12 protein-coding genes and 1 pseudogene are annotated in these 23,645 nt (G+C 68.6%); 11 read left to right on the top strand and 2 right to left on the bottom strand.

Going from position 1 to position 23,645, the window contains the following annotated elements; translation table 11 throughout:
* From J7E25_RS17445 to J7E25_RS17430, 4 genes are all read left to right on the top strand, one after another.
* The coding region (locus J7E25_RS17445; RefSeq protein WP_214871443.1) for a hypothetical protein at window positions 1-278 on the top strand (278 nt) is incomplete at its 5' end.
* The gene (locus J7E25_RS17440; protein WP_214871442.1) at window positions 275-1,942 is read left to right on the top strand and encodes a hypothetical protein; all 1,668 of its coding nucleotides are present in this window, start codon (window positions 275-277) and stop codon (window positions 1,940-1,942) included. The genes J7E25_RS17445 and J7E25_RS17440, both read left to right, overlap by 4 nt.
* Window positions 1,939-5,208: a hypothetical protein gene (locus J7E25_RS17435; RefSeq protein WP_214871441.1), complete on the top strand. Its 3,270-nt coding sequence runs from the start codon at window positions 1,939-1,941 to the stop codon at window positions 5,206-5,208. The genes J7E25_RS17440 and J7E25_RS17435 overlap by 4 nt, the downstream gene beginning before the upstream one ends.
* Window positions 5,209-5,214: 6 nt before the next feature.
* Window positions 5,215-11,046: an RHS repeat protein gene (locus J7E25_RS17430; RefSeq protein ID WP_214871440.1), complete on the top strand. Its 5,832-nt coding sequence runs from the start codon at window positions 5,215-5,217 to the stop codon at window positions 11,044-11,046.
* A gap of 686 nt (window positions 11,047-11,732) precedes the next feature.
* On the opposite strand, the gene J7E25_RS17425 is transcribed toward J7E25_RS17430, so the two are convergent.
* Window positions 11,733-12,005, bottom strand: coding sequence for a hypothetical protein (locus J7E25_RS17425; RefSeq protein ID WP_251039225.1), 273 nt, complete (start codon window positions 12,003-12,005; stop codon window positions 11,733-11,735).
* Between J7E25_RS17425 and J7E25_RS18060 the strand changes: the two are divergent.
* A pseudogene (locus tag J7E25_RS18060) lies at window positions 11,928-12,150 on the top strand (transposase); the annotation flags it as partial. The gene J7E25_RS17425 and the pseudogene J7E25_RS18060 overlap by 78 nt on opposite strands.
* Before the next feature lie 140 nt (window positions 12,151-12,290).
* A complete protein-coding gene (locus J7E25_RS17420) occupies window positions 12,291-13,211 on the top strand; it encodes a hypothetical protein (RefSeq protein WP_214871438.1) in 921 nt (306 codons plus the stop codon).
* 522 nt (window positions 13,212-13,733) lie between these two features.
* Here the strand turns inward: J7E25_RS17420 and J7E25_RS17415 are convergent.
* Complete coding sequence (locus J7E25_RS17415) at window positions 13,734-14,744, bottom strand: LacI family DNA-binding transcriptional regulator (RefSeq protein WP_214871437.1); 1,011 nt, start codon at window positions 14,742-14,744, stop codon at window positions 13,734-13,736.
* Window positions 14,745-14,975: 231 nt separating this feature from the next.
* On the opposite strand from J7E25_RS17415, the gene J7E25_RS17410 reads away from it, so the two are divergent.
* The 5 genes from J7E25_RS17410 (at window position 14,976) to J7E25_RS17390 (ending at window position 23,628) form a co-directional block, all read left to right on the top strand.
* On the top strand, window positions 14,976-17,084 hold the full coding sequence (locus tag J7E25_RS17410) for a beta-galactosidase (protein ID WP_214871436.1): 2,109 nt from the start codon (window positions 14,976-14,978) through the stop codon (window positions 17,082-17,084).
* A 41-nt stretch (window positions 17,085-17,125) separates the two neighbouring features.
* Complete coding sequence (locus J7E25_RS17405; protein ID WP_214871446.1) at window positions 17,126-18,013, top strand: carbohydrate ABC transporter permease; 888 nt, start codon at window positions 17,126-17,128, stop codon at window positions 18,011-18,013.
* Window positions 18,013-18,912 carry a carbohydrate ABC transporter permease gene (locus J7E25_RS17400; RefSeq protein ID WP_214871435.1) on the top strand — a complete coding sequence of 300 codons (900 nt, stop codon included), beginning with the start codon at window positions 18,013-18,015 and terminating at the stop codon, window positions 18,910-18,912. The genes J7E25_RS17405 and J7E25_RS17400 overlap by 1 nt, the downstream gene beginning before the upstream one ends.
* A gap of 86 nt (window positions 18,913-18,998) precedes the next feature.
* A complete protein-coding gene (locus J7E25_RS17395) occupies window positions 18,999-20,345 on the top strand; it encodes an ABC transporter substrate-binding protein (protein WP_214871434.1) in 1,347 nt (448 codons plus the stop codon).
* A gap of 289 nt (window positions 20,346-20,634) precedes the next feature.
* Window positions 20,635-23,628, top strand: coding sequence for a glycoside hydrolase family 2 TIM barrel-domain containing protein (locus J7E25_RS17390; RefSeq protein ID WP_214871433.1), 2,994 nt, complete (start codon window positions 20,635-20,637; stop codon window positions 23,626-23,628).
* The last annotated feature ends 17 nt before the right edge of the window (window positions 23,629-23,645 follow it).

Genomic DNA, 23,645 nt, shown 5'->3' with positions numbered 1-23,645 from the left:
CCGGCGGAGCGCCCGCGGTGAGCCCGTGCGGCGAGCTCGCGGTGCGCGTCGTCGATGCGGGCGGGCGACCCGGCGCGGGCACCCTCGCGGGCGGCGCCGCAGGGCCGGATGGCTCGCGGCTGATCGCCGTCGACGAGGACGCCGCCGCGGTCGAGTACCGGCCTCCGGCTGCCGCTGCCGACGACGTGCTGGTCGTGCACGTCGCGCGCGCCGACGCCGGCGCAGGGCCGACGATCGGCGCCGAGCTCGCGCGCTTCCCCCTGGCGGTGGCCGGATGAGCCGCCTGTTCGAGCTCGGCAGCACGGACGTGCTGTCGCTCCTCGAGCCCGCCCGACAGGTGCGGCTCGACACCGCCGTCATGGTCGGCCCGACGTTCGGTGCCGCCGCGGCGTTCGGCGACGCGGCGACGCGCTTCGACGACATCGCCGCGATCACGCTGCGGCCGCCCGTCGTCGACGTGCCCGCCGACGGCCTCGCGCTCCCGTTCGACTGGGGGGTGCCGCCGCGCGGAACCGACCGTGTCGACCTCGCGCCGCTCACGATCGAGGTGCAGGCCGACCCCGTGCCCGACTTCGGCGGCTACTCGCTCGGCGAGGTGCCGGCCAAGGCCGACGGGGGAGGCGAGCTGACCGTGTCGGTGCCGGGCGGGCAGCGGATCCGGGCGCTCCACCTCAGCGGCCTGAAGTCGGAGGACGTCGCGTTCGCATCCGAGCAGCAGCTGGCCGACGCGGGGCGGCGCCTGATCGCGAGCGTGCGCGATGCGAACGGCGCCTGGGCCGCACCAGTGGTCGCGGTGCCCGCGGTCGGCGGACGGAACAAGGTGCCGCCGACCCTGACCGGCGCGACCTTCTCGAACGGCGTGCTGCGACTGCCCGATCTCGCGGGTCCCGTGCGGCTCTCGATCGTCGAGAACGACTCGCCCGCCGACTTCGCAGTCCACGCGGCGACCGTCGGCACAGTGTCGGGCTGGGCCGCGCCGACCCCGGTCGACCTCACGCTCCTCGGGCCCGACGGCGCGACCCTGTGGGCGTTCCCGGGGCCGATGCCCGACACGGTGGTGCAGGCGCTCGACGTCTCGGTCGCGGTCGCCGCTGCCGTCGAGAAGCTGCGTGCCGCGGGTACGGCGATCGCGGGCAGCCTGCAGCTCACGAGCCGGTTCGCGTGCAAGGTGCGGTTCCGGATTGGCGACGTGGCGGGCGACCTGGTCAGGGCGCTGCCGGGCACGACCACGGTCGAGCTGGCCGGCGAGGCCGTCGCGTTCCCGCTCGCCGCGCCGCTGCCGCCGGCCGCGCCCGCGACCGTGATCGCCGACGTGAAGGTCGTCTATCGGGGCAGGCGCCTCGCAGATGTCTCCGACGCGATGCCGCCCGCGGGCGCGCAGCGTGGAGTCGTCGTCCGCCAGGACAGGGTGCTGAGAACGCTGCCGCCGCTCGCGCTGCGCGGCGAGCGCGTCAGCCGGATCGGGCTCGTCGGGTACTGCCCCGAGCCGGCCGCACTGCTCGTGGCGTTGGTCGCAGCGGATGGCGCGGGGCCGGCCGTGAGCGACGGCTCCGCCGACGCCCCGCCGCCCGCGCTCGGCATTCCCGGCACCGCGAACGTCGACGCCGCGACATCCGTCGGTGTCATCTGGGTCGACCTGCCCGAGCCCGTGCAGATCGACCGGCCGGCCGCGATCGAGGTGAGCGCGGGCAGCGGCAGGTTCCACTGGGTCGGGGGTCCCGATCCGCTCGTGCGCATCATAGTGCTCGATCCCGACCCCGGCGGACGCCCGATCGTGCTCGGCGGCGTGACGCTGCTCACGGTCGATCAGCCGGCCCTCGGCGCAGTGCGCGCGGTGCTGCCCGCAGCCGCATTCGCGGGGCAGGCACCGCTCGTCGCGAGCGCGCTGTTCTGCACGCTCGAGGTCACCGACGTCGACCTGCGCTACCCGCGGGGGTCATGATGGTCACGTTCGTCGCCGAGATCAACGGCCTCGACTTCACCGCGATCGACGCGGCGCTCGGACGCGCGCGCGACGCGATGCAGCGTGCGCGCGAGCTCTCGCTCGGCGACCTCGACCCGACGGCGCTGCTCGGCGAACTCGGCCCCGCGATCGGCGCGGCCGCCGAGGTGCAGCTCGACGCGGCCCACCTCGAGCAGCTCGGCCGGCAGGCGCTCGACGCGCTCGCCGGGCTCATCGACCTGCCCGACCTCTCGGGTGTCGAGGAGGTGCTCGACGGCTTCGGCGAGCTGGCCGACCGGCTGGCGACCGTCGCGCAAGTGTTCGGCGGCGGCGACGGCGACGTGCTCGACCGCATATTCGGCGCGCTCAGCGGATCGCTCGACCTCGACACGCTCCTGCGCGAGATCACCGACCGGGCCTCGAAGGTGCTCGGCGTGACGATCCCCGAGGAGTACCGCCGTCCGATCGAGTCGCTCGCCGCGCTCGCGCGCGACCCGAAGCCGGGTGAGCTCCTCGACATCCTCGGCTCGGTGCTCACGGACCTCGACCTCGCCGACGTGAACCGGCTCGTGGGCTCAGCGGGCCAGGTGCTGAAGCTCGTCACCGATGCAGGCGACGATGCGCCGCTCGAGGCCGCGATCGCGGCGGTGCGCGTTCGGCTCGACGCCGCCTACACGCTCATGGAAGCGCCCGAGATCGACGTCGACCAGCTGCTCGCCGCAATCGACGCCGTCGGCGCGGCGGTCGACGGCGTCGCCGCGGTGGTCCGCACGTTCGCCGCGGGCCTCGCGACCGACCTGCGCACGGCCGCCAACGCGCTCCCGGCGCTCGACCTGACGGCGAAGATCGACGGATGGCTCGCAGCGCTCCCGCTGCCCGGTGAGGACATCCCGCGCACGCTCGTCGAGTCGCTCGAGGGCATGGCCGAGTTCCTCGAGCAGGTCGACGGCGCCGCCGTGACCGCGGCCATGGCAGCCATGAAGGACGAACTGATCGCGGCCAGCGGACTCGACCGGCTGGCCGACCTGCTGGCCGGCCTCGACGAGGTCTTCGACGACGCCGGAGGGCTGCTCGACCGGCTCCCGGTGCGCCGGCTGCGCGACGACGCGGTCGCGGCGCTCGTCTCCGCACAGCAGGCGGTGCTCTCGTTCGACGGGTTCGACTTCCTCGACGCGGGCGTCGCGCCGATCCGCGAGCTCGACGCGAAGATCCGCGGATTCGACCCGAGCGCGGTGACCGACGCGATCGACGGGCTCGTGACGCAGCTGAACGACCTGCTGGCCGACGTCGACCTCGGCCCGGTGCGTGCCGCCGTCGACGCCGTGATCGATCCGCTCGGCGAGATCGTCGACCGGCTGGTGCCGTTCGTGCAGCAGGTCGCCGACCAGCTCGCCGAGGTCGTCGACGAGCTCGACGGCATCGACTTCGAGGTCGCGGGCACGGCGACGCTCGACCTCATGCACGGCATCCGCGAGCAGGTCGCCGACGCGGTCGGCGGCGGAGACGTGCCAGCGCCGGTCGCGGCCGCGGTCGCGGCTGCCGCGGCGGTCCTGCGCGAGCTCGACCTCGCGGCCGAGCTCGACGCGCCGTTCGAACGCGCGGCCGGCTCGATCGACATCGGCGGGCTGATCGGGCCGATCGAGGAGATCTGGCGGGTCGCGGGCGACGCGCTGAGGAAGGCGACTCCGGCGGCGCTCATCGCCGAGCTCGACCCGCCGTTCGACGAGCTCCTCGCCGCACTCGACGCGCTGAGCCTGCAACCACTCATCGATGCGCTGCAGGACGTGTTCGACGGCCTCATCGTGCAGATCGGCCGCGCCGACCCGCGCGCGCTCGTCGCGCCGCTCGAGGCCGCGTTCCAGGACGTCGTGCGCACGCTCGCCGCGACCCTCGACCCCGCTCCGATCTTCGCTCCGCTGCGGGCGGCATACCAGGCACTCCGCGACCTGCTCGACCGCATCGACATCGAGGCCACGCTGCAGGGCGTGCTGGGCGGCCTCGCCGACATGCCGCACCAGCTGACCACCCGGCTCGGCACGCAGCTGCAGTCGGGCGTCTCGGGAGCCGCCGGCCCGATCCCGGCGGCGGCGGGGAGCTTCGAGCTGGGGGACATCCTGCGGCCGCTGGCGCTGTTCCTCGGCGAGGTGCGCAGCCGCCTCGCCGCGATGCCCGGTGGCGTCCTCGGCCCCGTGCTCGCCGAGCTCGCGGGCGCGACGCGCGGGCTCCGCGCGCTCACCGACCCCGAGACCGGGTTCGCGGTGCGGCTCGGCGACGCGCTCGACGCGCGACTCGCGTGGCTCGACCCGAACGCGGGCGACGGCCCGCTCGCGAACCTGCGCACCGACCTCGAGTCGTTCCGGATGGCCGTGGCGGGGCTCCAGGTGAGCGCGCAGGCGAGCGCCCGGCTGACCGCGTCGGCCGCTGGCGTGCAGTTCGACGCCCGCGTCGAGGTCGACGACGCCGAGGTCGCGCCGCACGCCGCCGGGCTCCGCGTGGCATCCGACTCGGCCGACCTCGGCCGCAGCCTGCGACTGCTCGCCCGCGCGCTCGATGCCGCGCTGCCCACCGAGCTCTTGACCGGCCAGCTCGACCCGGTCGCCGCGACCGACGCGTTCCTCGACGCGGTGTTCGATCGCATCGACCCGACCGACCTCGCCGACCGGCTCGACGCCGTCGGCGCCCGCATCGAGGTGCGCTTCGTCGCGCTCGCCGACGAGCTCGCCTCCGGCATGTTCCAGCTCGTCGACGCGCTGTTCGAGAGCATCGAGCCGCTCATGCCCGCGACCGTCATCGCCCGACTGCAGGCCGGCATCGACCGCGTACTCGCACGCTTCGAGGCGCTCGACCCGGCCCCGATCGAGGAGGAGGTGCGCGCCGTCGTGCGCGCCGCGATCTCCCTCGTCGCGGTGCACTCGCCCGCGGCGCTCGCGGCCGAGCTCGGTGCGGTGTTCGACAGCTGCATCGCGCAGGTGCGTGCGTTCTCGCCCGCGACGCTGTTCGCGGGCGCCGACCCGTTCGCGCCGATCCGGGCGCAGCTCGAGACGCTGCGGCCGAGCGTCGTGCTCGCCGACCTCGTTCCCCGGACCGCGCAGTTCACCGCCGCCCTCGACACCATCGGCACGATCGACCTCGAGTTCGCCGTCGGCGTCGTCGCCGACCTCCGGGCGGCGTTCGAGGCGGTGCTCGACGGGGTGCAGCGCGAGTGGAACGCCCTGCTCGACGAGCTGTCTGAGATCTCGGTGAGTGCTTCGGTGAGCGTGGGGTGAGTGCGGATGACCAGGACGGATCCCGACGTGCAGGTGCTCGACGACGCCGCGCGCGGCCGGCGCCGCGTCTGGCGCGACGACGCCGGTCAGGTCGTGCGCGTCGACCTCGCCGACGGCACCGCACTGCGCGTGCGCCGCGACGACGAGGCCGGCTCGTTCGCGGTCACGGCCGATGACGGCACGCCGCTCGTCGCGCTCTCGGCGCCGACCGCGATCCCGGCGTCGCTGCGCGCGAACGGCCTGACCCCGGCCGACGCCGCTGACATCGACGGCACGCACCGGCTCGCGGCGACCGATCCCTCGGGAACGACCCGCACCGAGCTTCGCGAGCGCACCGTGCGGGTCGAGCGCGGCGGCGCCGTGCTGCGGCTCGACACCGACGACGCGGGTCGGCCCCGGCGGGTCACCGCGCCCGGCTACGACGACCTGGCGTGCCGGTGGTCGGCGGGCCGATGGGAGCTGGGCCGGCTCGCGGGCGGCGTGCTGCTCTCGGTCGCCGAGTCGCCCGACCGCGCCGAGTACGCGGCGGTCGTCGGCGGGCGCGAGGTGCGGTGGTCGGAGCGTCGGGGCGACACCGGGGCCCGATGGTCGGACAAGACGGGTTCGCCCATCGTCGACGTCGGCCTCGATCCATCCGGCCGAGTCGTCAGCCGCCGCTGGCACGGCGGCCGCGCGCTCGAGTACGCACGCGACGAGCGCGGCCGCCTCGCGGGCTGGAGCGAGGCGCGGCGCGGCGACGGCGAGGGCGGCGGCCGCGATTCCGACGGCCCGCGTACGACCGTGCACGCCCGCCAGTACTCGGGCGACGAGCTGTCGGCGCTCGTGACCGACGGCGTTCGAACGGTCGTGCGGTCCGAAGCCGGAGGCCGCATCCGCAAGCTCATCGGCCCGCTGCAGACGGTCGCCTACGACTACGACCTCAACGGCCGGCGCACGGCCCGCACCGCCCGAGGCCACGTGACGCGCTACGCCTACGACCCGCTCGGCCAGCTGACCGCGGTGACGACCCCCGAGCGCACCGTCGAGTACGGCTGGGACGCGCTCGGCCGGCGCGTCTCGGTGACCGTCGACGGCGTCGGGTATCGCGAGCATCGCGACCCGAACGGGCGGCTGTGGTCGGTCACGACCGCGGCGGGCGCACCGGTCTGCCGGTTCCTCTGGTGGGACGGCCGGGTCGTCGCGCGCTGCGACGCCGACGACGCGATCGACGAGCTGTACCTGACCGACCCGCTCGGCACCCTGCTCGGCACCGCGACCGAGACATCCGGATGGCGATTCGAAGACGCCATCCAGCACGCGTTCGGGCGCGTCGACCTCGATGCCGGCTGGCGGCCGACGCTGTTCGGGCACATCGCTGACGGCTTCAGCGGCCTCATCTGCTTCGGGGCGCGCGAGCTCGACCCCGAGACCGGTTGCTTCCTCACACCCGACCCCTGGCACGGCGAGGACGACGATCCGCGCCGACTCGCGGGGCAGCCCGCCGCGACGCTGCCGGTCGAGACGCCGTCGAGCGGTGTCCACGCCTACGCGCTCAGCCAGTACGACCCGCTCGGCCGGCCCGACCGCGACGGGCACTTCGCGGTCTTCAACTTCATCCTCACGCTCATCCTCGGCCCGACCTGGGGCGCGACGCTGACCTCGCTGTCGGTGTTCCTGTTCGCTCCGCTGAACTTCTACATGGAGGTCGTCGGGCTCCTCGGCCTCTTCGGCGGCCGCCACTTCTGGCCGCAGCATTCGATCTTCGGGCTCCGCCTCGCGACGGGCAGTTCGCGGCTCGGCACGTTCGGGCTCGCCCTCAACGGGTTCGTGCCGCGGGGCTTCGCGGGCGTCGGCGGCGACCGCTGCATCACGATCGGCTACGTCGCGTGGGAGAGCCGGCACTACTTCCACATGCTCGACCGGCCCCGCGTGCTCGAGCTCGACGACATCGCGGGCACCCCGGGCCCAGACGGCAAGCCGCTCCGCAACGCGCGCCGGTTCTCGTCGACGGCGCGCGGCTCGATCCTGGTGATCACGGGCAAGGACGGCGACGGCCGCAAGCGCGTGCACGGCAGCTGGTGGACGCGCGGCCCGGGCAATGCCGTGAGCGTGCAGGGCGGCGCCCAGACCTTCGAGGACCGGGTCGCGCCGGGCGGCCAGCATGCGCGCGGCACCGTGTACCTCGCGCAGGCGATGCCGACCGACATGCCGGCGCCGCGCTCGGCCTCCGACGGCGCGACGCTCACGGTCGACGAATACCTCGTCGCGGGCGGCCAGTCGAGCACCGCCGAGCTCGTCTCCGACGTCTGGTTCGCGGTCGAGTCGGGCGGCGACAGCGCGATCGCCGCGACGACCGTGCTCGGCGTCTCGGCGGGCTCGGTCGCGACCGCGTACGCGTCGGTGCTGGCGGTCGTGCCGGGCGCGAAGCCGGTCGCCATCCTCGACCACGACCTGCCGAATCGGTTCACGAGCCGTCCCGACGTGCGCGGTTCGGTCACCTTGCAGAAGCTCACGGCGTCGACGGCGACGAGCAACGGATGGATCGACCGCCTAGGTGCCGTCGACCACAAGAAGCTCGACCACACGACCGCCCCGGGCCATCCGATCGCCGTCGGGGATGTCTTTAAGGTCGCCCCGGCGACGCCCGATGCCGCGCATCCCGAACGGCCGAACGCGTACACCGCGGTCGAGGCGGTATCGATGGCGCTCACCGTGTCGCCGACCCTCGGCGGTGCGGGGGTCACCGGCGCGACGCTGTACCGGCTCGCGCCCGAGGGCACCGCGGCGAACGGCAGCTACCCCGACCCGACCGGGAGCCCGTCGCTCGTCACGTTCGGCAAGGACCAGCCGTTCGAGGCCGATCAGTTCGTGCAGGTCACGGCCGGGGCGATCACGCGGTTCGGCCGGGTCCTCTCGGTCGCCGCCTCGGTGCCGCCGGTTGCCGCGGGTCCCGGTGGCGTGCCGCCCGGCACGCCGGGCAAGCCCGCGTCGATCACGCTCGACGAGCCGCTCACCGGGCTTCCCTCCGGCGCCGTGCGCGTGGCCCGCCTGAAGGAGAGCGACCATGACAAGGACCTGGCGACGGGCGCGACGCAGGCCGGCGACGTGCTCACCGTGAAGGTGACCTCGACCGAGCTCTTCAAGGCCGACCAGGCCGTGCTCATCGACGGCGCTCCACGCCGCGTGCGGCAGATCTCGGCCATCGGCACGATCGGCGTCGACACGGTCGACGAGGTGGTCGGTGCCATGCCGTTCACGCTCACGAAGCTCGCCACGTCGGGCTCGACGACGAGCAGCAAGCTCGCGTCGGGCCGGTTCCTCAAGCACACGGGCGCAGGTGACAAGCCGTCGCTGTACGGCACCTGGTCCACCGCGATCATGGGCGTGGTGCCCACGACCCGCAAGTCCGACTACGACGTCGACAGTCAGCCGGGCGGCTGGCGGTTCTTCCTCCAGGTCACCCCGCATCCATCCGACATGCATCCCGACTTCAGCGACTACTGGCAGGCGGTCACGGTCGCGGGAGCCGACTACTGGCTGCTGTCGAACGAGCTCAAGATCGTCAAGGACGGAACGGACTTCTACTGGGAGCCCGACGCGAGCGACGACCATCCGCGCCGTCATCGCGTCAAGATCAACCCGACCGGGTCGGGAGCGTTCGAGCTCACCGTGCAGGGCTTCGTCAAGTCACCCGTGACACGGCCCGACCCGACCGGCGGCGGGCGGGTATTCGCGTACCCGGCCGAGGCACAGGTGCCCGAGGAGCCGCGCGCCCGGTGGTCGCTCGCCGACTCGCTCGCCGACCACGAGCTCACGCACACGCTGCAGAACACCTGGTGGGGGCCGATCCTCGGGGCGCTGCCGTTGCAGGGCGCGTTCCGGACCGTGCGCGACGTGCTGGTCGCGAACAACGCGAGCGTCGGCACTCGCCGGTTCTTCGACTACAGCCTGCTCGGCGACGGGGCCGGCGTCGCGGGGTTCGAGGACAGCAACTGGTTCGAGCTGGTCAGCATCGGCGGTCTCATGCAGATCGCCTGGAGCTACGTCATCCTCGGCCCTGTCTACCTCGCCGACAAGGACAAGCACAAGGCGATCATCCAGACCAACTACGCCGACTGGTCGAGCGTGTTCAACCCGGTGAACCAGCTGATCATCGACGCGATCCCCGAGGTGCAGCCCGGCGTCGAGTCGTCGAAGGACTGGAAGGTCGTGCTCGGCCGCGCGCTCACACGTGCGCTCGACATGCGATCGTGGACCCCGTTCGCCGGCTTCATCAAGCTGTTGCTGCCCGACGGGCCTCGGAACTTCCTCGAACAGCAGGCGAGCCGCAAGAGCGGCAACCTCTACTCGAACATCCTCTCGGTCGAGGACCGGTTCAATGCCCAGCTCGCGGTCGCGCCGAACCTGAAGAACGCCGACCTCACGCGTCCGCTGGGCGACGCCGTGCGCCTAATGTCGTACTTCGACGGCTGGGGCAGCCGCAACCTGCGCCTCGATTCGTGCGACGCCGACGGCTCGGCGGTCGTGCAGCTGCAGGACTACTTCTCGAGCAGCAAGATCGGGCCGATCCTGCAGTTCGAGCCGGTCAGCGACACGGTGCTGCCGGCCGACCTCTACGAGCCGGTGCCTCCGCCGCCCCCGGCGTCGCCGGTCGTGCTCGCGACGCTCCAGGTCGACGGGCCGCCGGGCGCGGGCGCGGGAGTGGTGACGCGCCTGCTGAAGGTGCCGGCGGGCACCGCGATGCGCCCGCTCCTGAGGTCGGTCGTGCCGATCCCGCCGCGGGTCTGGGGTGCGCTCGGCTGCTACCTGGTGCCTGGGGGCCCCGCCGTCTGGAAGGCGTCGGCGCCGTACCCGGCCGGATGGGCACCCAAGCCCGACGGGGACGCGCACACCCACGAGGCCACGGTCACGATCGACAGCACCGTGAACCTGGGGTCGGAGGCCGTGGCCTGGAGCGAGCCCGCGATCACCGGCGCTCTGCCCACCGGGCCGAAGCTCGCGCGCTTCGTCACCGAGAAGGAACACCTCGTGGTGATCGGGCGCAACACGACCGGATGGCAGGCCGCAGCCGACCCCGGCATCACGCTCACGCCACGACCCGCGGGCGGCGGATGGGACCTCTCGGTCGATGCGCCCGCCGCGGGCGCCGCGCTGCCTCGGGATGTTCGGGTGCGCGTCTGGGCCTCCGTCAAGCCTGGCGACGCGAACCTCTTCGACCTCGACCATCCCGACGTGCCGACGCTCGCGGGGCACCGCAGCTACCTCGACGACGACTTCTGGCTCCCGATACGCGACTTCCTCGTCACCGTGTCGCAGCTGCCGACGCTGCCCGTCGGGCCCGCGGCGACGATGAAGGCGAACGGCTCGTACGACCTCGACCTGCCGATCAAGCTCGCCGGTCCTGCGAACATCGTGCCGTCGGGATCGCTGCTGCAGGTGAGCCGCGACAGCGACCGGCCGCCGCGCGGCGAGCGCTGGAAGTTCACCGCGGCGACCGACCGCTTCGTCGAGGTCACCCAGGTCGTGCACGTCGTGGTGCGATTCGCCACAGGCATCGAGCGACCGTTCGAGATCACCGTCGATCCGAACTTCACGCTCGACGCCGCCGCCTTCGAGGCGACCCAGGCTGCCCCGCTCGTCCTCACGATCACCGGCGGCACGGGCCCGTTCACGGTCGTCGCCCAGCCACCGGCGGCGTCGCGGGCGACCGTTACGATCGCGGGCACGACGGCCACGGTGACCATCGGACCGCCGGCCCCTCCACCCCCGCCCCCGCCGGGCGCGCCCATCACCTGGCGGCTCGTGGTCCGCGACAGCACAGGTTCACAGGGCGCCCGCACCCTCACGCTTCGACCCTGAACCCGCAATTTTGAGATGCCGGGACGAATGATTCAGCCGCGAGCCAAGCCGAATGCGGGGGCGCTCGGGACTCGATGCGCGCGCGTCTATTCGACGTTTGTTGCGTCGAAGCCGGCCCAGACGAGCCGAGGTGTTGAGCTAGACTGGGCGCACATCCCACAAGAAAGTCCTGGTCAGATCGAGTTCAGTCGAGGTTTCGGCGTGCAGGGTCGACCGGCTTCGGGAGGCCGGCCGCAACCATCGTCATGGGTTCAAGTCCCGTCCGCCCTACATTTGAAATCCCGGATCAGGGCGATTTCCGCACCTCGAGAGTGCGCGAATGACTTGGTCGCCGGTCTGAATCGAACCAGCGGACAAACGAAATCGTCATGCGCGACATAATGGGGCGTGAGAGTTCCTTGGTCGCTTAGCGACGCGCCATGGTGGCTGCTGATGATAATCCTCGGGATGGGCCCCTGCGGTCTGGGTGCCCTATTTGGGCATCGATGCTCTATCGACGTGCGAGGCGGAGCTACGTCTGCCTGTACGGAGCGACCAGCACAATGCGGTCACTGTCGATCTGAGCGCCCAGCGTCGCCAGCTGCCGTGAACCGGCACGGAGACGACCATCGGATTGAGATTCGGGCCGTGAACGAGACCCCGTAAACCACCGGATCCGCGGTGCCACTCCGTGGAAGTCATGTGCGTCAGCTCTCGCAGGGCAGGTAACCGCCGTCGTTTCGCTGGCCGTGCCGGTCACGGACGAATGTGAAGCGGGTGGCGTCGTCGTCGGTCGGCAGCGCGACGACGACGCCATACTCATCGGTCCAGCCGTCGGAGATGAGGAAGTAATTCGTCCCAGTGCGGTCGAGCAGCCGCAGACCCGTGTACCGCGGTGATCCCCCGACAAGCGCGACCAGATCTCCGCCCGCAAACGCCGCGGTCACCGAGGAGGCCGCCCGCCCGGATTCGACGAGCACGCCTACCGCGGCCGCAACGTCGTCGAGCGGTTCTTCGCCCTGGCCAAGCAATGGCGAGGACCTCGCCACCCGATACGACAAGCTCGCGATCACCTACCGGGCCGCAGTCACACTCTGCGCCATCCTCACATGGCTACGCGCATAAGGGAGACACGCCCTAGACGATATGGGTCTTCAGTCCTCATGAGGCTGGGGCCTCGATTCGCGTAAACGTGGGTTGCCGGCCCCGGGTGAGGGCTGGCCTATCCGAAAGGCGAATGGAGGCCCCAGTTGAGTTCGCAGCGTATGAGCATCGGGCTCGATGTGCACGCACGGAGTGCGGTCGCGACCGCGATCGATGAACGGACCGGGGAGGTGCTGCGGCGACGATTCGGAAACGGTCCTGGCGAGGTGCTCGCGTGGGTGCGGTCGTTACCGCAGCCGGCTGCGGTAACGTATGAGGCCGGCCCGCGGCGGTTGTTTCGGGAGGCGGCAACTCGAAACCTGTCGGACGAGTCGGACTTCGCCCAGGACCTCGCGCTGATCCAGGCGCGCGAGAGTACCTTCCCGCAAGCGGTGTCCATGCTGAACTACGCGTTCGACTCAGGGGACGTCCTTGCTGGGATGTGGGCCACCCCTGAGTACCACGTCCCGTCCGACTACGTCCTCATGCGAGCGATGCTCGACAACCTGATCCGCACTTTCTGGCTCCTGGACCAGGTCGACGCGAGGGAGCGGAACGTCCGTGCCTGGCTATTGGCGAGGGACGCGCCGGCGAGAAGCCAGTCCCGCAACGGGAGGATGCTCAAGGCTAACCCCGAGCGGTCAATCGCTGATGAGCTGAGGACGGCTGCGGTGAACGCGAAGAACTGCCTCAAGGAGCTCGACAACGCCTTCGCGGAGGCAGTCGGCAGCCTCCCGCAACCGCGGGCTCTACAGCCCGAGGAGTTCATTACCGTCGCCGAACGGCAGCCGTTCCATGATGTGGACGGTGGTGTCGACCGGTTCTGGAGCCAGTTGAGCGAGATCGTGCATGGCTCGATCACGCCCACGGAGTACCGCTTGGATAAGGCCGAGACGGTCGGCCAGGTTCGGGTCACTCGACCGAACATAAAGGACCTTGCCCTAGCGGCGGGCCTGGTGACGAGGGTCCTCGATGGCGCGCTGGAGCTCTTCTACGCCCGCATCGGCTGGGACGGGATCGACGTCGTTAGCACGCCGGCGTGACCGGCGTTTGCTCCTCGCCACGCATTCTGACGCCGGAGTGCTGTCGGCCTACGGGGCCGCCGAACCCTTAACGCCTCTCTCCACCCCAAAGGATGCGTTCGGAGACGAGCGCGTCCAGATCGGCTGATCGGAAGGCTTGCCCGCCGACGACTTGATCCGCGCACGTTTTATCCAACACTTTTGACCCGAGATCGCCCGAGAACGCCCGAGCTTGTCCGGTACCATCGAGAACCGACGACGACGGTCACGGCAAGGAATTCCTGGTCACGTCAAGATTGTTCGAGGTATCCTGGCTCAGGCCGAGACGGCGAGCGTGGGCCGAGGAGATCCATCGGTCACGGGTTCAAGTCCCGTCCGCCCTACGGAACCCCTGATCTGGACTGCATTTCTAGCGATACCACGACCATACGCGTGCGGTGATCGAAGTCTGGATCGGCACGGCTTGGTGGAACTGGTTGGGGTCGGAATGCCTCTACAGCGTGATCCACACGATGAGGGCACGACCACAGACGCTCGACCCCCTCAGGGATTGGTGGCGCCGGTGGACCGTGGCCCCGTGGAGTCACGCAGTACGAGCGTGGGCGCGGGCAGGAAGCTGGGATGCTCCCCGCCGTCGCCGATCTCATTGAGCAGGGCGACTAGGGCGTTCTTCCCCTGCTCCTTGAAGTCGAGTCGGATCGTTGTCAGCGCGGGAGTGAAGTAGGCGGCTTCAGGGGTATCGTCCACTCCAGTCACGCTGACATCTTCGGGAACTCGTAGACCACGCTGCCCGAGCGCGTGGATCGCCCCGAGCGCCATCTGATCGTTGGCGGCGACGATCGCCGTGGGGACCGACCCGATGGGGAGCGCCATCACGGCTTGGTATGCCGATCGCGCTGACCAGTCGCCGTGTGCGACACCGGCTGGTTTCAGGCCGAAATGGGCTAACGCCGCTTCGAACGCGCGCAGCCGGTTCCTGGCCGCCGAGTACGTCTCGGGGCCCCCGATATGAAGGAGGCGCTCATGGCCCAGCCCGACGAGATGGGACACGAGCTGACCGACACCTGGGCGATCGAACGAGGTCTCGACCTGATAGTCCTCTTCTTCAGCCGCGACCAGCGCGGGAACGCCGAAGTCCGTCTGTTCGAACACGGCTTTCACGCTGTCAGTCGAGGCGAATGCGAGGATGCCGTCGAGGTCGTATTGCAGGAGTTGGCTGAGCGCCTGATTGAGGTCGTTCGTGTCTCCCATGTCGAGTGCGATCACATCCAGCAGGTAACCGGCTTCACGCGCCGCTGACGTGGCGCCCTGGATGATCAGGCCCGGTCCGTACTGATTGACCTCGTGGGTCAGTGCGCCGATGCGGTGAGAGCGGCCGGTGATGAGGGCGCGAGCGGTCAGATTCGGGCGGTAGCTCAGCGTTTCGAGCGCCTTCTCGATCTTCTCTTTGGTTGACCGTCGCATGTCGAGTCCACGCATGTAACGGCTCACCGATTGGTGGGAGACATCCGCGGCGCGCGCGATGTCGTAGATCGTTGCGCTTCTGCGAGCCACGGTGGAATCCCCCTGGTCGGCGCCACGTGTCCCCGGCATTCATTTCCCCTTCCCGGAGGCGACCACGCGGTGTGCCCCGTTGGTCGTTGGGTCTCGTTGGTCTCTTGGTCGAGTCTCCTGCAGTGCAATTGTCGCGTTTGCGTTTTCGTACTGTTATCGGTAACAATGTACGGCATACCCGGAACTGTTATCGGAAACAGTTTGATTCGAGACGACGGAGTTCGACGCCCAATGCACGCAACGACGCCCGCCCTTCCTCCGGAGACCCTCTTCGGGGTGGCGTACTACCCCGAGTATCACCAGTCCGATCGCCTGGAGCAGGATCTCGATTTGATGGTACGAGCGGGTATCAACGTCGTCCGGGTCGGCGAGTCGGTGTGGTCCACGTGGGAGCCGCGTGACGGACAGTTCGAGTTGGAGTGGATGGCACGCGTTCTCGATGAAGCCCATGCGCGTGGTCTTCGTGTGATTCTCGGCACTCCGACGTACGCGGTGCCGCCGTGGTTGCAGGCCGCTTACCCTGAGATCGCAGGAGAACGCAAGACCGGCGAGCGCATTGCCTGGGGTGCTCGGCAGGAAGTCGACTACTCGCATCCGGCGTTTCGATTCCACGCCGAGCGTGTGATCAGGCGAATCGCCGGGCGGTACGCAACACACCCGGCTGTGATCGGGTACCAGGTCGACAATGAGCCTGGCCTCGAGCTGCTCCACAACCACGGCGTTTTCACCGGTTTCGTGCGGTCGCTGCGCGAGCGGTACGGCGACGTGGAGACGCTGAACCGTGAGTGGGGGTTGACCTACTGGTCGCACCGCATCGACGACTGGAGCGAGCTCTGGCGTCCCGATGGCAACACCTCCCCGCAATACGACTTGGCCTGGCGGCGCTACCAGGCGGAGGTCACCGCCGACTTCATCTCCTGGCAAGCAGGCCTGGTCCGCGAATACGCCCGCGACGACCAATTCGTCACCACGTGCCTACAGTACCCGCGACGCGGCGTCGACGACCGCACGGTGTTCGAAGCGCTCGACGTGACGTCGGGCAACCCCTACTACGGCATGCAGGATCGACTCGACGCCTCCAAGGAGCTGAGCCAGCCGAACTACTGGACCACCACCGGCATCGCGGGTCTCTTCCGCCAGGCCGATCGCCTGTATTCGTCCAAGCAGGCGCGATACCTCATCACCGAGACGAACGCGCAGTCCATCGACGGGCCGGCCTGCAACTTTCCGCCATACCCGGGCCAGCTGCGGCAGGCGGCCATGGCCTTCATCTCCCGTGGTGCCGCGATGATCGAGTACTGGCACTGGCACAGCTTGCCGTTCGGCGCCGAAACCTACTGGGGAGGGGTGCTCCCGCACAGTCTCGTGCCGGGGAGGGTCTACGCGGAAGTCAGCGAGATCGGTGCACAACTCAAGCAGCTCGGATCGTCACTCGACGGCTTCGTGCCCGACGCCGATGTCGCGATCCTCTGGTCGAACCCCAGCAGGTATGCGCTGCAGTTCATGCCGCCCTTCAGCGCAGACGGCGTTGCAGATGACGAGTCGTACGAGCACGTGGTGGACGCGTTCTACCGCGGCGTCCTCGACGCGGGACGCCAGGCCCGGATCATGCACGTCGAGCAGGCTCGCGAGCTCGGGGCCGATGAGCTCGCCCGACGGTTCCCCGTGCTTGTCGCCGCGGGTGCGTACATCGCCGCCGATGATGATCTGGCGCTCCTTCGCGAGTACGCCGCTGTCGGCGGCCACCTCGTGCTGGGGCCGCGGACCGCGTATGCCGACGACGAAGCACGCGCCCGAGTGGAGGTGGCGCCGGCTGGACTCGCGGGGCCCGCAGGAGTGATGTACGAGGAGTTCTCGAACCTCGAAGCTCCTATCGCCGTCGAGTCCCGCGTCGACGCCAGGATTCCCTCAGGAGCCCACGGCGGACTGTGGGTGGATGGGCTCATCGCCACCGGCGCTGCGTCGGTCGCCAGCTACATTCATCCGCGATTCCAGGATTTCCCTGCGGTCACGACCAATCCTCACGGCGACGGCCGGATCACCGTTGTCGGGACAGTCCCGGACGTTGCCCTGGCGGCAAGCGTCGTGGCGTCAGCATTCGAGAGCGGCCCGAGATCGCCGTTCAGTGACGCAGGACTTCCGGTGACGGTGTCGTCTGGGGTCGCTGGCGGATCGCGCATCTGGTTCGTCTTCAACTGGGGCTGGGAACGGCAGATCCTCACCGTGTCGTCGTCGGTCACCGACGCCGTCAACGGGGCAGTCATCAGTAGCGGTGCGGAACTGGAGTTGAACGCGTGGGACGTCCGTGTCGTTCGCGAAGAGATTGAGGAGGTGCGCTGATGACGACAGTTCAGGCTGAACGGCGCAGCGATGTGGCAACCATGCCGCGGCTCGCAAGTACCAAGCCGAAACGGAATTGGCACGGCTGGCAATTCACCGCGCCGTTCGCCATCGTGTTCGTCCTCGTGTTCATTGCACCACTGGGGTACGCGCTGTATCTGAGCGTGTTCCAGAACAAGCTCATCGGAGGAAACGCCTTCGTCGGATTCGAGAACTACCTGCACGCACTGACCGACCCCCAGTTCTGGGACGGATTCCTTCATGTCCTCCTGTTCCTCATCATCCAGGTTCCGATCATGCTGATCCTGGCCTTGGTGGCGGCGCTCGCGATCGACAGCGCGCGGCTCTACGCGAGCGGCGTGTTCCGGATGGTGATCTTCCTCCCGTATGCGGTCCCGGCGGTCGTCGCCGTTCTGCTGTGGGGATTCATGTACGGGAACAACTTCGGTTTGACGGCGAACATCAACCAACTCTTGGGAAGCGATGTGCTTCAGCCCCTCAGCGGACAGTGGATCCTCGCCTCGATCGGCAACATCGTCACCTGGGAATTCGTGGGCTACAACATGCTGATCTTCTATTCCGCACTCAAAACGATCCCCGTTGAGCTCTACGAGGCCGCCGAGATCGACGGCGCCGGCGGGTTCCAGGTGATCCGGGCGATCAAGCTGCCCGCCGCGCGCGGGGCGATCGCGATCGCCACGATCTTCTCGATCATCGGCAGCTTCCAACTGTTCAACGAGCCCAACGTCCTGAAGCCGCTGGCGAACAACGCCATCTCGTCGTACTTCACCCCGAATCTGTACGCCTACAACCTGTCGTTCGCCGGGCAGCAGTTCAACTACGCAGCCACCATCGCAATCGTCATGGGCGTCATCACCGCGGTGATCGCCTACGTCGTGCAGTTGCGCGGCACCCGGAAGGAAGTCTGATGACGACCACGATTCGCACCATTTCGCCGAAGGCGCGACAGGGACATTCGTTCGCGCGGCCGAGGAAGTCCGTCGTCCTGACGATCATCATGCTGCTGTTCCTCATTTACGCCCTCGTCCCGCTGATCTGGCTGGTGATCAACGCCAGTAAGACTCAGGCGGATCTGTTCGGCAGCTTCGGACTGAGTTTCGGGAAGAGCTTCGCGCTCTGGGACAACATCGTCGAGACGTTCACCTATGACGACGGCATCTTCCTGCGATGGCTTGGGAACACGCTCCTCTACGTGGTCGTCGGCGCCGGGGGAGCGACCCTGCTGGCCACGCTCGCCGGGTACGGCCTGGCGAAGTACACCTTCCCCGGCAAGAAGGCGTACTTCGCCGTCGTGCTCGGCGCAGTCGCCGTGCCCGGCACCGCGCTCGCCGTGCCGACATTCCTGCTCTTCAGCCAGATGGGTCTAACGAACACCCCGTGGTCGATCATCATCCCTTCACTGATCACCCCGTTCGGGCTCTACCTGATCTGGGTGTACACGATCGACTCGGTGCCGACCGAACTGCTGGAGGCGGCACGTCTCGACGGCGCGAGCGAGATGCGCACCTTCTTCACCATCTCCCTCAAGCTCCTCACGCCCGGAGTGGTCACGGTGGCCTTGTTCGCCATCGTCGCGACCTGGAACAACTATTTCTTGCCCTTGATGATGCTCAGCGATCCCGCTTGGTACCCGCTGACGGTGGGTCTGAACCAGTGGAGTGCGCAGGCCAGCGGCGTCGGCGCCCAACCGATCTACAACCTGGTCATCACGGGATCGATGATCACCATCATCCCGATCGTCCTGATCTTCCTGTTCTTGCAGCGCTTCTGGCAGTCCGGCCTGAGCGCTGGAAGCGTCAAGCAATGATCGAGAACACTGCCTGACGCCGCACTGAATCTTCTCGAACCCCGCGGGTGTCCTGCACCCTCCACAACGAAGTGAAAGGAAATCACATGTTCAACATCCGGAACGGCGCACGCCGAAGCCGAGTCGTCGCGGCACTTGCCGTCGCTGCTCTGTCGACGGTCGCCCTCGCCGCATGCAACTCGGGCTCCACCGGCGCCAGCAGCGGGTCGGCGTCCGACCTCGACGCCGCCCTCAAGAAGGGCGGAGAACTCACCTACTGGACGTGGACGCCGTCGGGCCAGGATCAAGCCGATGCGTTCATGAAGGAGTACCCGAACGTGCAGGTGAAGGTCGTCAACGCCGGCACCGCGACCGACGAGTACACAAAGCTGCAGAACGCAATCAAAGCCGGCAGCGGCGCGCCTGACGTCGCCCAGATCGAGTACTACGCCCTCCAGCAGTTCGCACTCTCCGACGGGCTGCTCGACCTGAGCTCGTACGGGCTCGGAGACCTGGAGGAAAAGTACACCTCCTCCACGTGGAGCGCCGTCAACATCGACGAGGGGCTCTACGGTCTCCCGCAGGATTCGGGGCCGATGGTCATGCTCTACAACAAGTCGATCTTCGACCAGTACGGGATCTCCGTCCCGAAGACCTGGGACGAATACATCACCGCGGCTGCCAAGCTCCACGAGGCGGACCCGTCGAAGTTCATCACCAATGACGTCGGCGATCCGGGCTTCGCTCAACCGCTGATCTGGCAGGCGGGTGGACATCCGTACCAGACCAACGGCTCCGAGGTCACGATCGACCTGCAGGACGAGGGCACCAAGAAGTGGGCCGACACCTGGAACCAGCTCCTAGAGCCCGGACTGCTCGCTCCCATCCCGACCTGGAGCGATGATTGGTTCAAAGCCCTCGGCAACGGCACGCTATCGACGATCATCACCGGAGCATGGATGCCGGGCATCCTCGAAAGCTCCGTGCCCGAGGGTGATGGAGCATGGCGAGTCGCCCCGCTGCCCAGCTACGACGGGAGCCCCACCACCGCAGAGAACGGCGGAAGCGCCCAGTCCGTGACCAAGCAGTCCAAGAACCCGGCACTGGCCGCCGCGTTCCTCCGGTGGCTGAACAGCTCCGACGCCAGCATCGACGTCTTCCTGAACAGTGGAGGATTCCCGTCGACAACTGCACAGCTCAACGCCGACAGCTTCTTGAACGAAGCTCCCGAGTACTTCGGCGGCCAGGAGGTCAACAAGGTCCTTGTGGATGCATCCAAGAACGTTGCCGAGGGCTGGGAATTCCTGCCGTTCCAGGTGTACGCCAATAGCGTCTTCGCGGACACGGTCGGCAAGTCGTATGCCGACAACAGCGACCTCAACCGCGGCCTGCAGGCATGGCAAGACAACCTGGTCGACTACGGCAACACGCAAGGATTCACGGTCAACAAGTAGCAGACGAGTGCCGGCCCGCTGAAAGCGGGCCGGCACTCGCTACGACGGGGCCGTTCACGCGGCGAAGTGGTACAGCCGCAAGCAGCTCCCCGATGCAGTGAACGGACACCGGGGGTGTGGCCGGCTAAGCGGTCGCAGCGATGAATGCCGCGCCGATCCGCACGGCGAATATGACACGACCACGATAGCGGCCACCGACCTGGATCAAACTTCCTCTGGGTCAGCAGGTGTGATTGCTCGCGCAGACACCTGCTGACCCGTTCCCCTCTATCTGGAGCAGTGACTACCCGTGGACGCCCACAGAACATTCGACTACATCACCTCCTTCTCGCCCGGTGCGGGTCGGCGCGCGCCGAGAGCCGTCGCCCCGAGCGACGCCTTCACGGTCTCCCTGGATGGGCTGTGGAGGTTCCATCTGGCGGCAGGGCTCGCCGACACTGCGCAAGATTTTGAGCGTGAAGGCTTCGACGACACCGAGTGGGACGAGATCGCGGTGCCCAGTTCCTGGCAGATGGCCGGCCTTCGTGACCGAAACGGGCAGCTGCTTCCGCACGGAGAATGGCGCTACGGCGCACCTGCCTACACCAACTGGATCTACCCGTTTCCTGTGGACCCGCCTCATGTGCCTGAAGCGAATCCGACCGGAGAGTACCGGCGCATGTTCGACCTGGTCGCCCAGCCGGGTTCCCGCTACGTCGTACGTTTCGAGGGCGTCGATTCGTCGTTCGCGGCGTGGCTGAATGGCAACTTCCTCGGGTGGGGCACCGGAAGCCGGCTCCCGACGGAGTTCGACATCACTGACAGCCTGCACGACGGCACGAACACCATCGCAGTCCGAGTCTCGCAATGGTCTGCAGCGAGTTACCTCGAAGACCAGGACATGTGGTGGGTCTCCGGAATCTTCCGATCGGTAGCCGTGCTCGAACGGCCGGTGGGCGGCATCGACGATCACTTCGTACATGCCGGATTCGATCACACCACAGGCGAGGGCAGTCTGCGGGTCGACGCCGACGTCGACGCAGTCCTCGAGGTACCGGAGCTCGGACTACGAGTCCGCACCGGGGAAACGGTTCGCATCCCATCCGTGAAGCCTTGGACAGCCGAGGCGCCGCGTCTGTACGACGCGACACTCTCGACGGAGTTCGAAGTCATCCGCCTCCGGATCGGGTTCCGAACGATCGAAATCCGTGACTCCCAGCTGCTCGTCAATGGTTCGCCCATACGGCTCCGAGGGGTCAACCGCCATGAGTGGCACCCCGACACCGGACGGTCGCTGAGCCTCGAGACGATGATCGAGGACATCCGCCTGATGAAGCTCCACAACGTCAATGCGGTGCGGACCAGTCACTATCCGCCGGACCCTCGCTTTCTCGACCTGTGCGATGAGCATGGACTGTGGGTGATCGACGAGTGCGACCTCGAGACCCACGGCTTCCTCCTCGTCGGATGGAAGGCGAATCCCAGCGCGGACGGCCGTTGGGGCGACGCCTATCTCGACCGGATGACCCGTACGGTCGAGCGCGACAAGAACCACCCGAGCGTCATCATGTGGTCACTCGGGAACGAAGCCGGCGTCGGCGACAACCTGCGCGCGATGGCCGAGTGGACGCGCGGACGCGACCCCGAACGGCCCATCCACTACGAAGGCGAATTCAACAGCCCCTACGTCGACGTGTACAGCCGCATGTACGCCGAGTTCGAGGAGGTCGGTCTGATCGGCGCCCAGGCGGAGCCACAGACGGTCGACGCCGCGGCCGACCGCCACCGACGCGACCTCCCGTTCATGCTGTGCGAATACGCGCACGCCATGGGCAACGGGCCCGGCGGACTGGTCGACTACGAGACCCTCTTCGACCGGTACCCCAGGCTGATCGGCGGGTTCGTCTGGGAATGGCTCGACCACGGCATTCGTCAGATCGCCGACAACGGACCCAACCCGGGCGCCGAGTTCTTCGCCTACGGCGGGGACTTCGGCGAGACGGTTCACGACGGCACCTTCATCGCCGATGGCCTGCTGTTCCCCGACCGCACACCCTCGCCGGGGCTCCATGAGTACAAGGCCGTCATCGCGCCGATCAGGATGCGTGTCGAAGGACCCCTCTTGCACATCGAGAACCGGCACGACCACATCACGACCGCGAACTTCGCCTTCCATTGGGGGATCGAGCGTGCCGGCGAGCGAGTCGCGAGCGGGGTGCTCCACTTTCCGCCGCTCGGAGCGCGCGAGCAGCGGGCGCTCGAGCTCCCCGTCGAGGCGCGGCAGACGTACGGAACCGGGGAGCACTGGCTCACGATCACCGCCGTCACCGCGGAAGACCAGCCGCTCGTGCCCAGCGGACACGAGGTTGCGTTCGTGCAGGCGCCGCTCACGGAGGCCGCACCTCGCGTCGCCCCTCGCGTCGGCCCTTCGTTCGGGTCGCCGCGGCGCACAGCGGACGGCTGGGAGCTCGGCACCTCTGCGTTCGACCGAGCAGGCGCGCTCACCATGTTGAATGGGATGGATGTCGTCGGACCAGTCCTCGACGTGTGGCGTGCTCCCACCGACAACGATCTCTCCGAGCGCGGCCAGGCGCAGGCGTGGCGGGCCCTCGGCTTCGACCGAATGCAGCATCGGACCATCTCCGTGCTCACCGCAGGCTCGGCGCTGGAGGTCGAGACGATCAGCATCGCCGCCGGCCACGACGCCGGGTTCCGCGGCGTCCTCCGCTGGGAGGCGACCGAGGAGGACGGGCTTGCTCTCGAGGTGACGGTGGCCCCCGTCGGGCAGTTTCGTTTGGCCCTGGATCGGTACGCGCAGGACCAGGGCGGCGGGGAGCTCGCGACCCTGCCTCGGCTGGGCCTGCGACTCGGCCTTCCGGCGGGGGCCGCAGGGCTCTCATGGTTCGGGCTCGGCCCAGGGGAGGCCTACGCTGACTCGCGAGCGGCAGTTCGAGTCGGCTCCTATGCGATGTCGATCGATGAACTGCAGACCCCGTATGTCCATCCCCAGGAGAACGGAAACCGCTCGCAGGTCCGGTCCGCCACGATCGCATGGCCGGACGGCGACCGTTTCACCATCGATTCGCCTGGCGTCGAACTGACCGTTCGGCCGTGGACGAGTGAGGCGCTGGCGGCGGCGAATCATCCCACCGACCTGACCCCCGGCGCTCGCACGTGGGTGAACCTCGACAGCGCGCAGTACGGAGTCGGATCTGCGGCGTGCGGGCCGGACGTCGCGCCGCGCGAGCGTCTCTTCCCTGGCGAGCACCGGTTCAGCCTGACGATCGCCGTCGCCCACCGATGAGCACCTGATGGAGGGGG

Source organism: Agromyces sp. ISL-38 (assembly GCF_018613935.1).
GTDB lineage: Bacteria > Actinomycetota > Actinomycetes > Actinomycetales > Microbacteriaceae > Agromyces.
The sequence above is the reverse complement of the archived record's forward strand: the minus strand, read 5'-3'. Positions and strand labels throughout refer to the sequence as shown.

Bases quoted from the DNA above. Each gene is read 5' to 3' on its own strand.
- J7E25_RS17435 (WP_214871441.1), top strand. From the start codon at position 1,939: ATGATGGTCACGTTCGTCGCCGAGATCAACGGCCTCGACTTCACCGCG.
- J7E25_RS17430 (WP_214871440.1), top strand. From the start codon at position 5,215: ATGACCAGGACGGATCCCGACGTGCAGGTGCTCGACGACGCCGCGCGC.
- J7E25_RS17440 (WP_214871442.1), top strand. From the start codon at position 275: ATGAGCCGCCTGTTCGAGCTCGGCAGCACGGACGTGCTGTCGCTCCTC.
- J7E25_RS17410 (WP_214871436.1), top strand. From the start codon at position 14,976: ATGCACGCAACGACGCCCGCCCTTCCTCCGGAGACCCTCTTCGGGGTG.
- J7E25_RS17400 (WP_214871435.1), top strand. From the start codon at position 18,013: ATGACGACCACGATTCGCACCATTTCGCCGAAGGCGCGACAGGGACAT.
- J7E25_RS17395 (WP_214871434.1), top strand. From the start codon at position 18,999: ATGTTCAACATCCGGAACGGCGCACGCCGAAGCCGAGTCGTCGCGGCA.
- J7E25_RS17405 (WP_214871446.1), top strand. From the start codon at position 17,126: ATGCCGCGGCTCGCAAGTACCAAGCCGAAACGGAATTGGCACGGCTGG.
- J7E25_RS17420 (WP_214871438.1), top strand. From the start codon at position 12,291: ATGAGCATCGGGCTCGATGTGCACGCACGGAGTGCGGTCGCGACCGCG.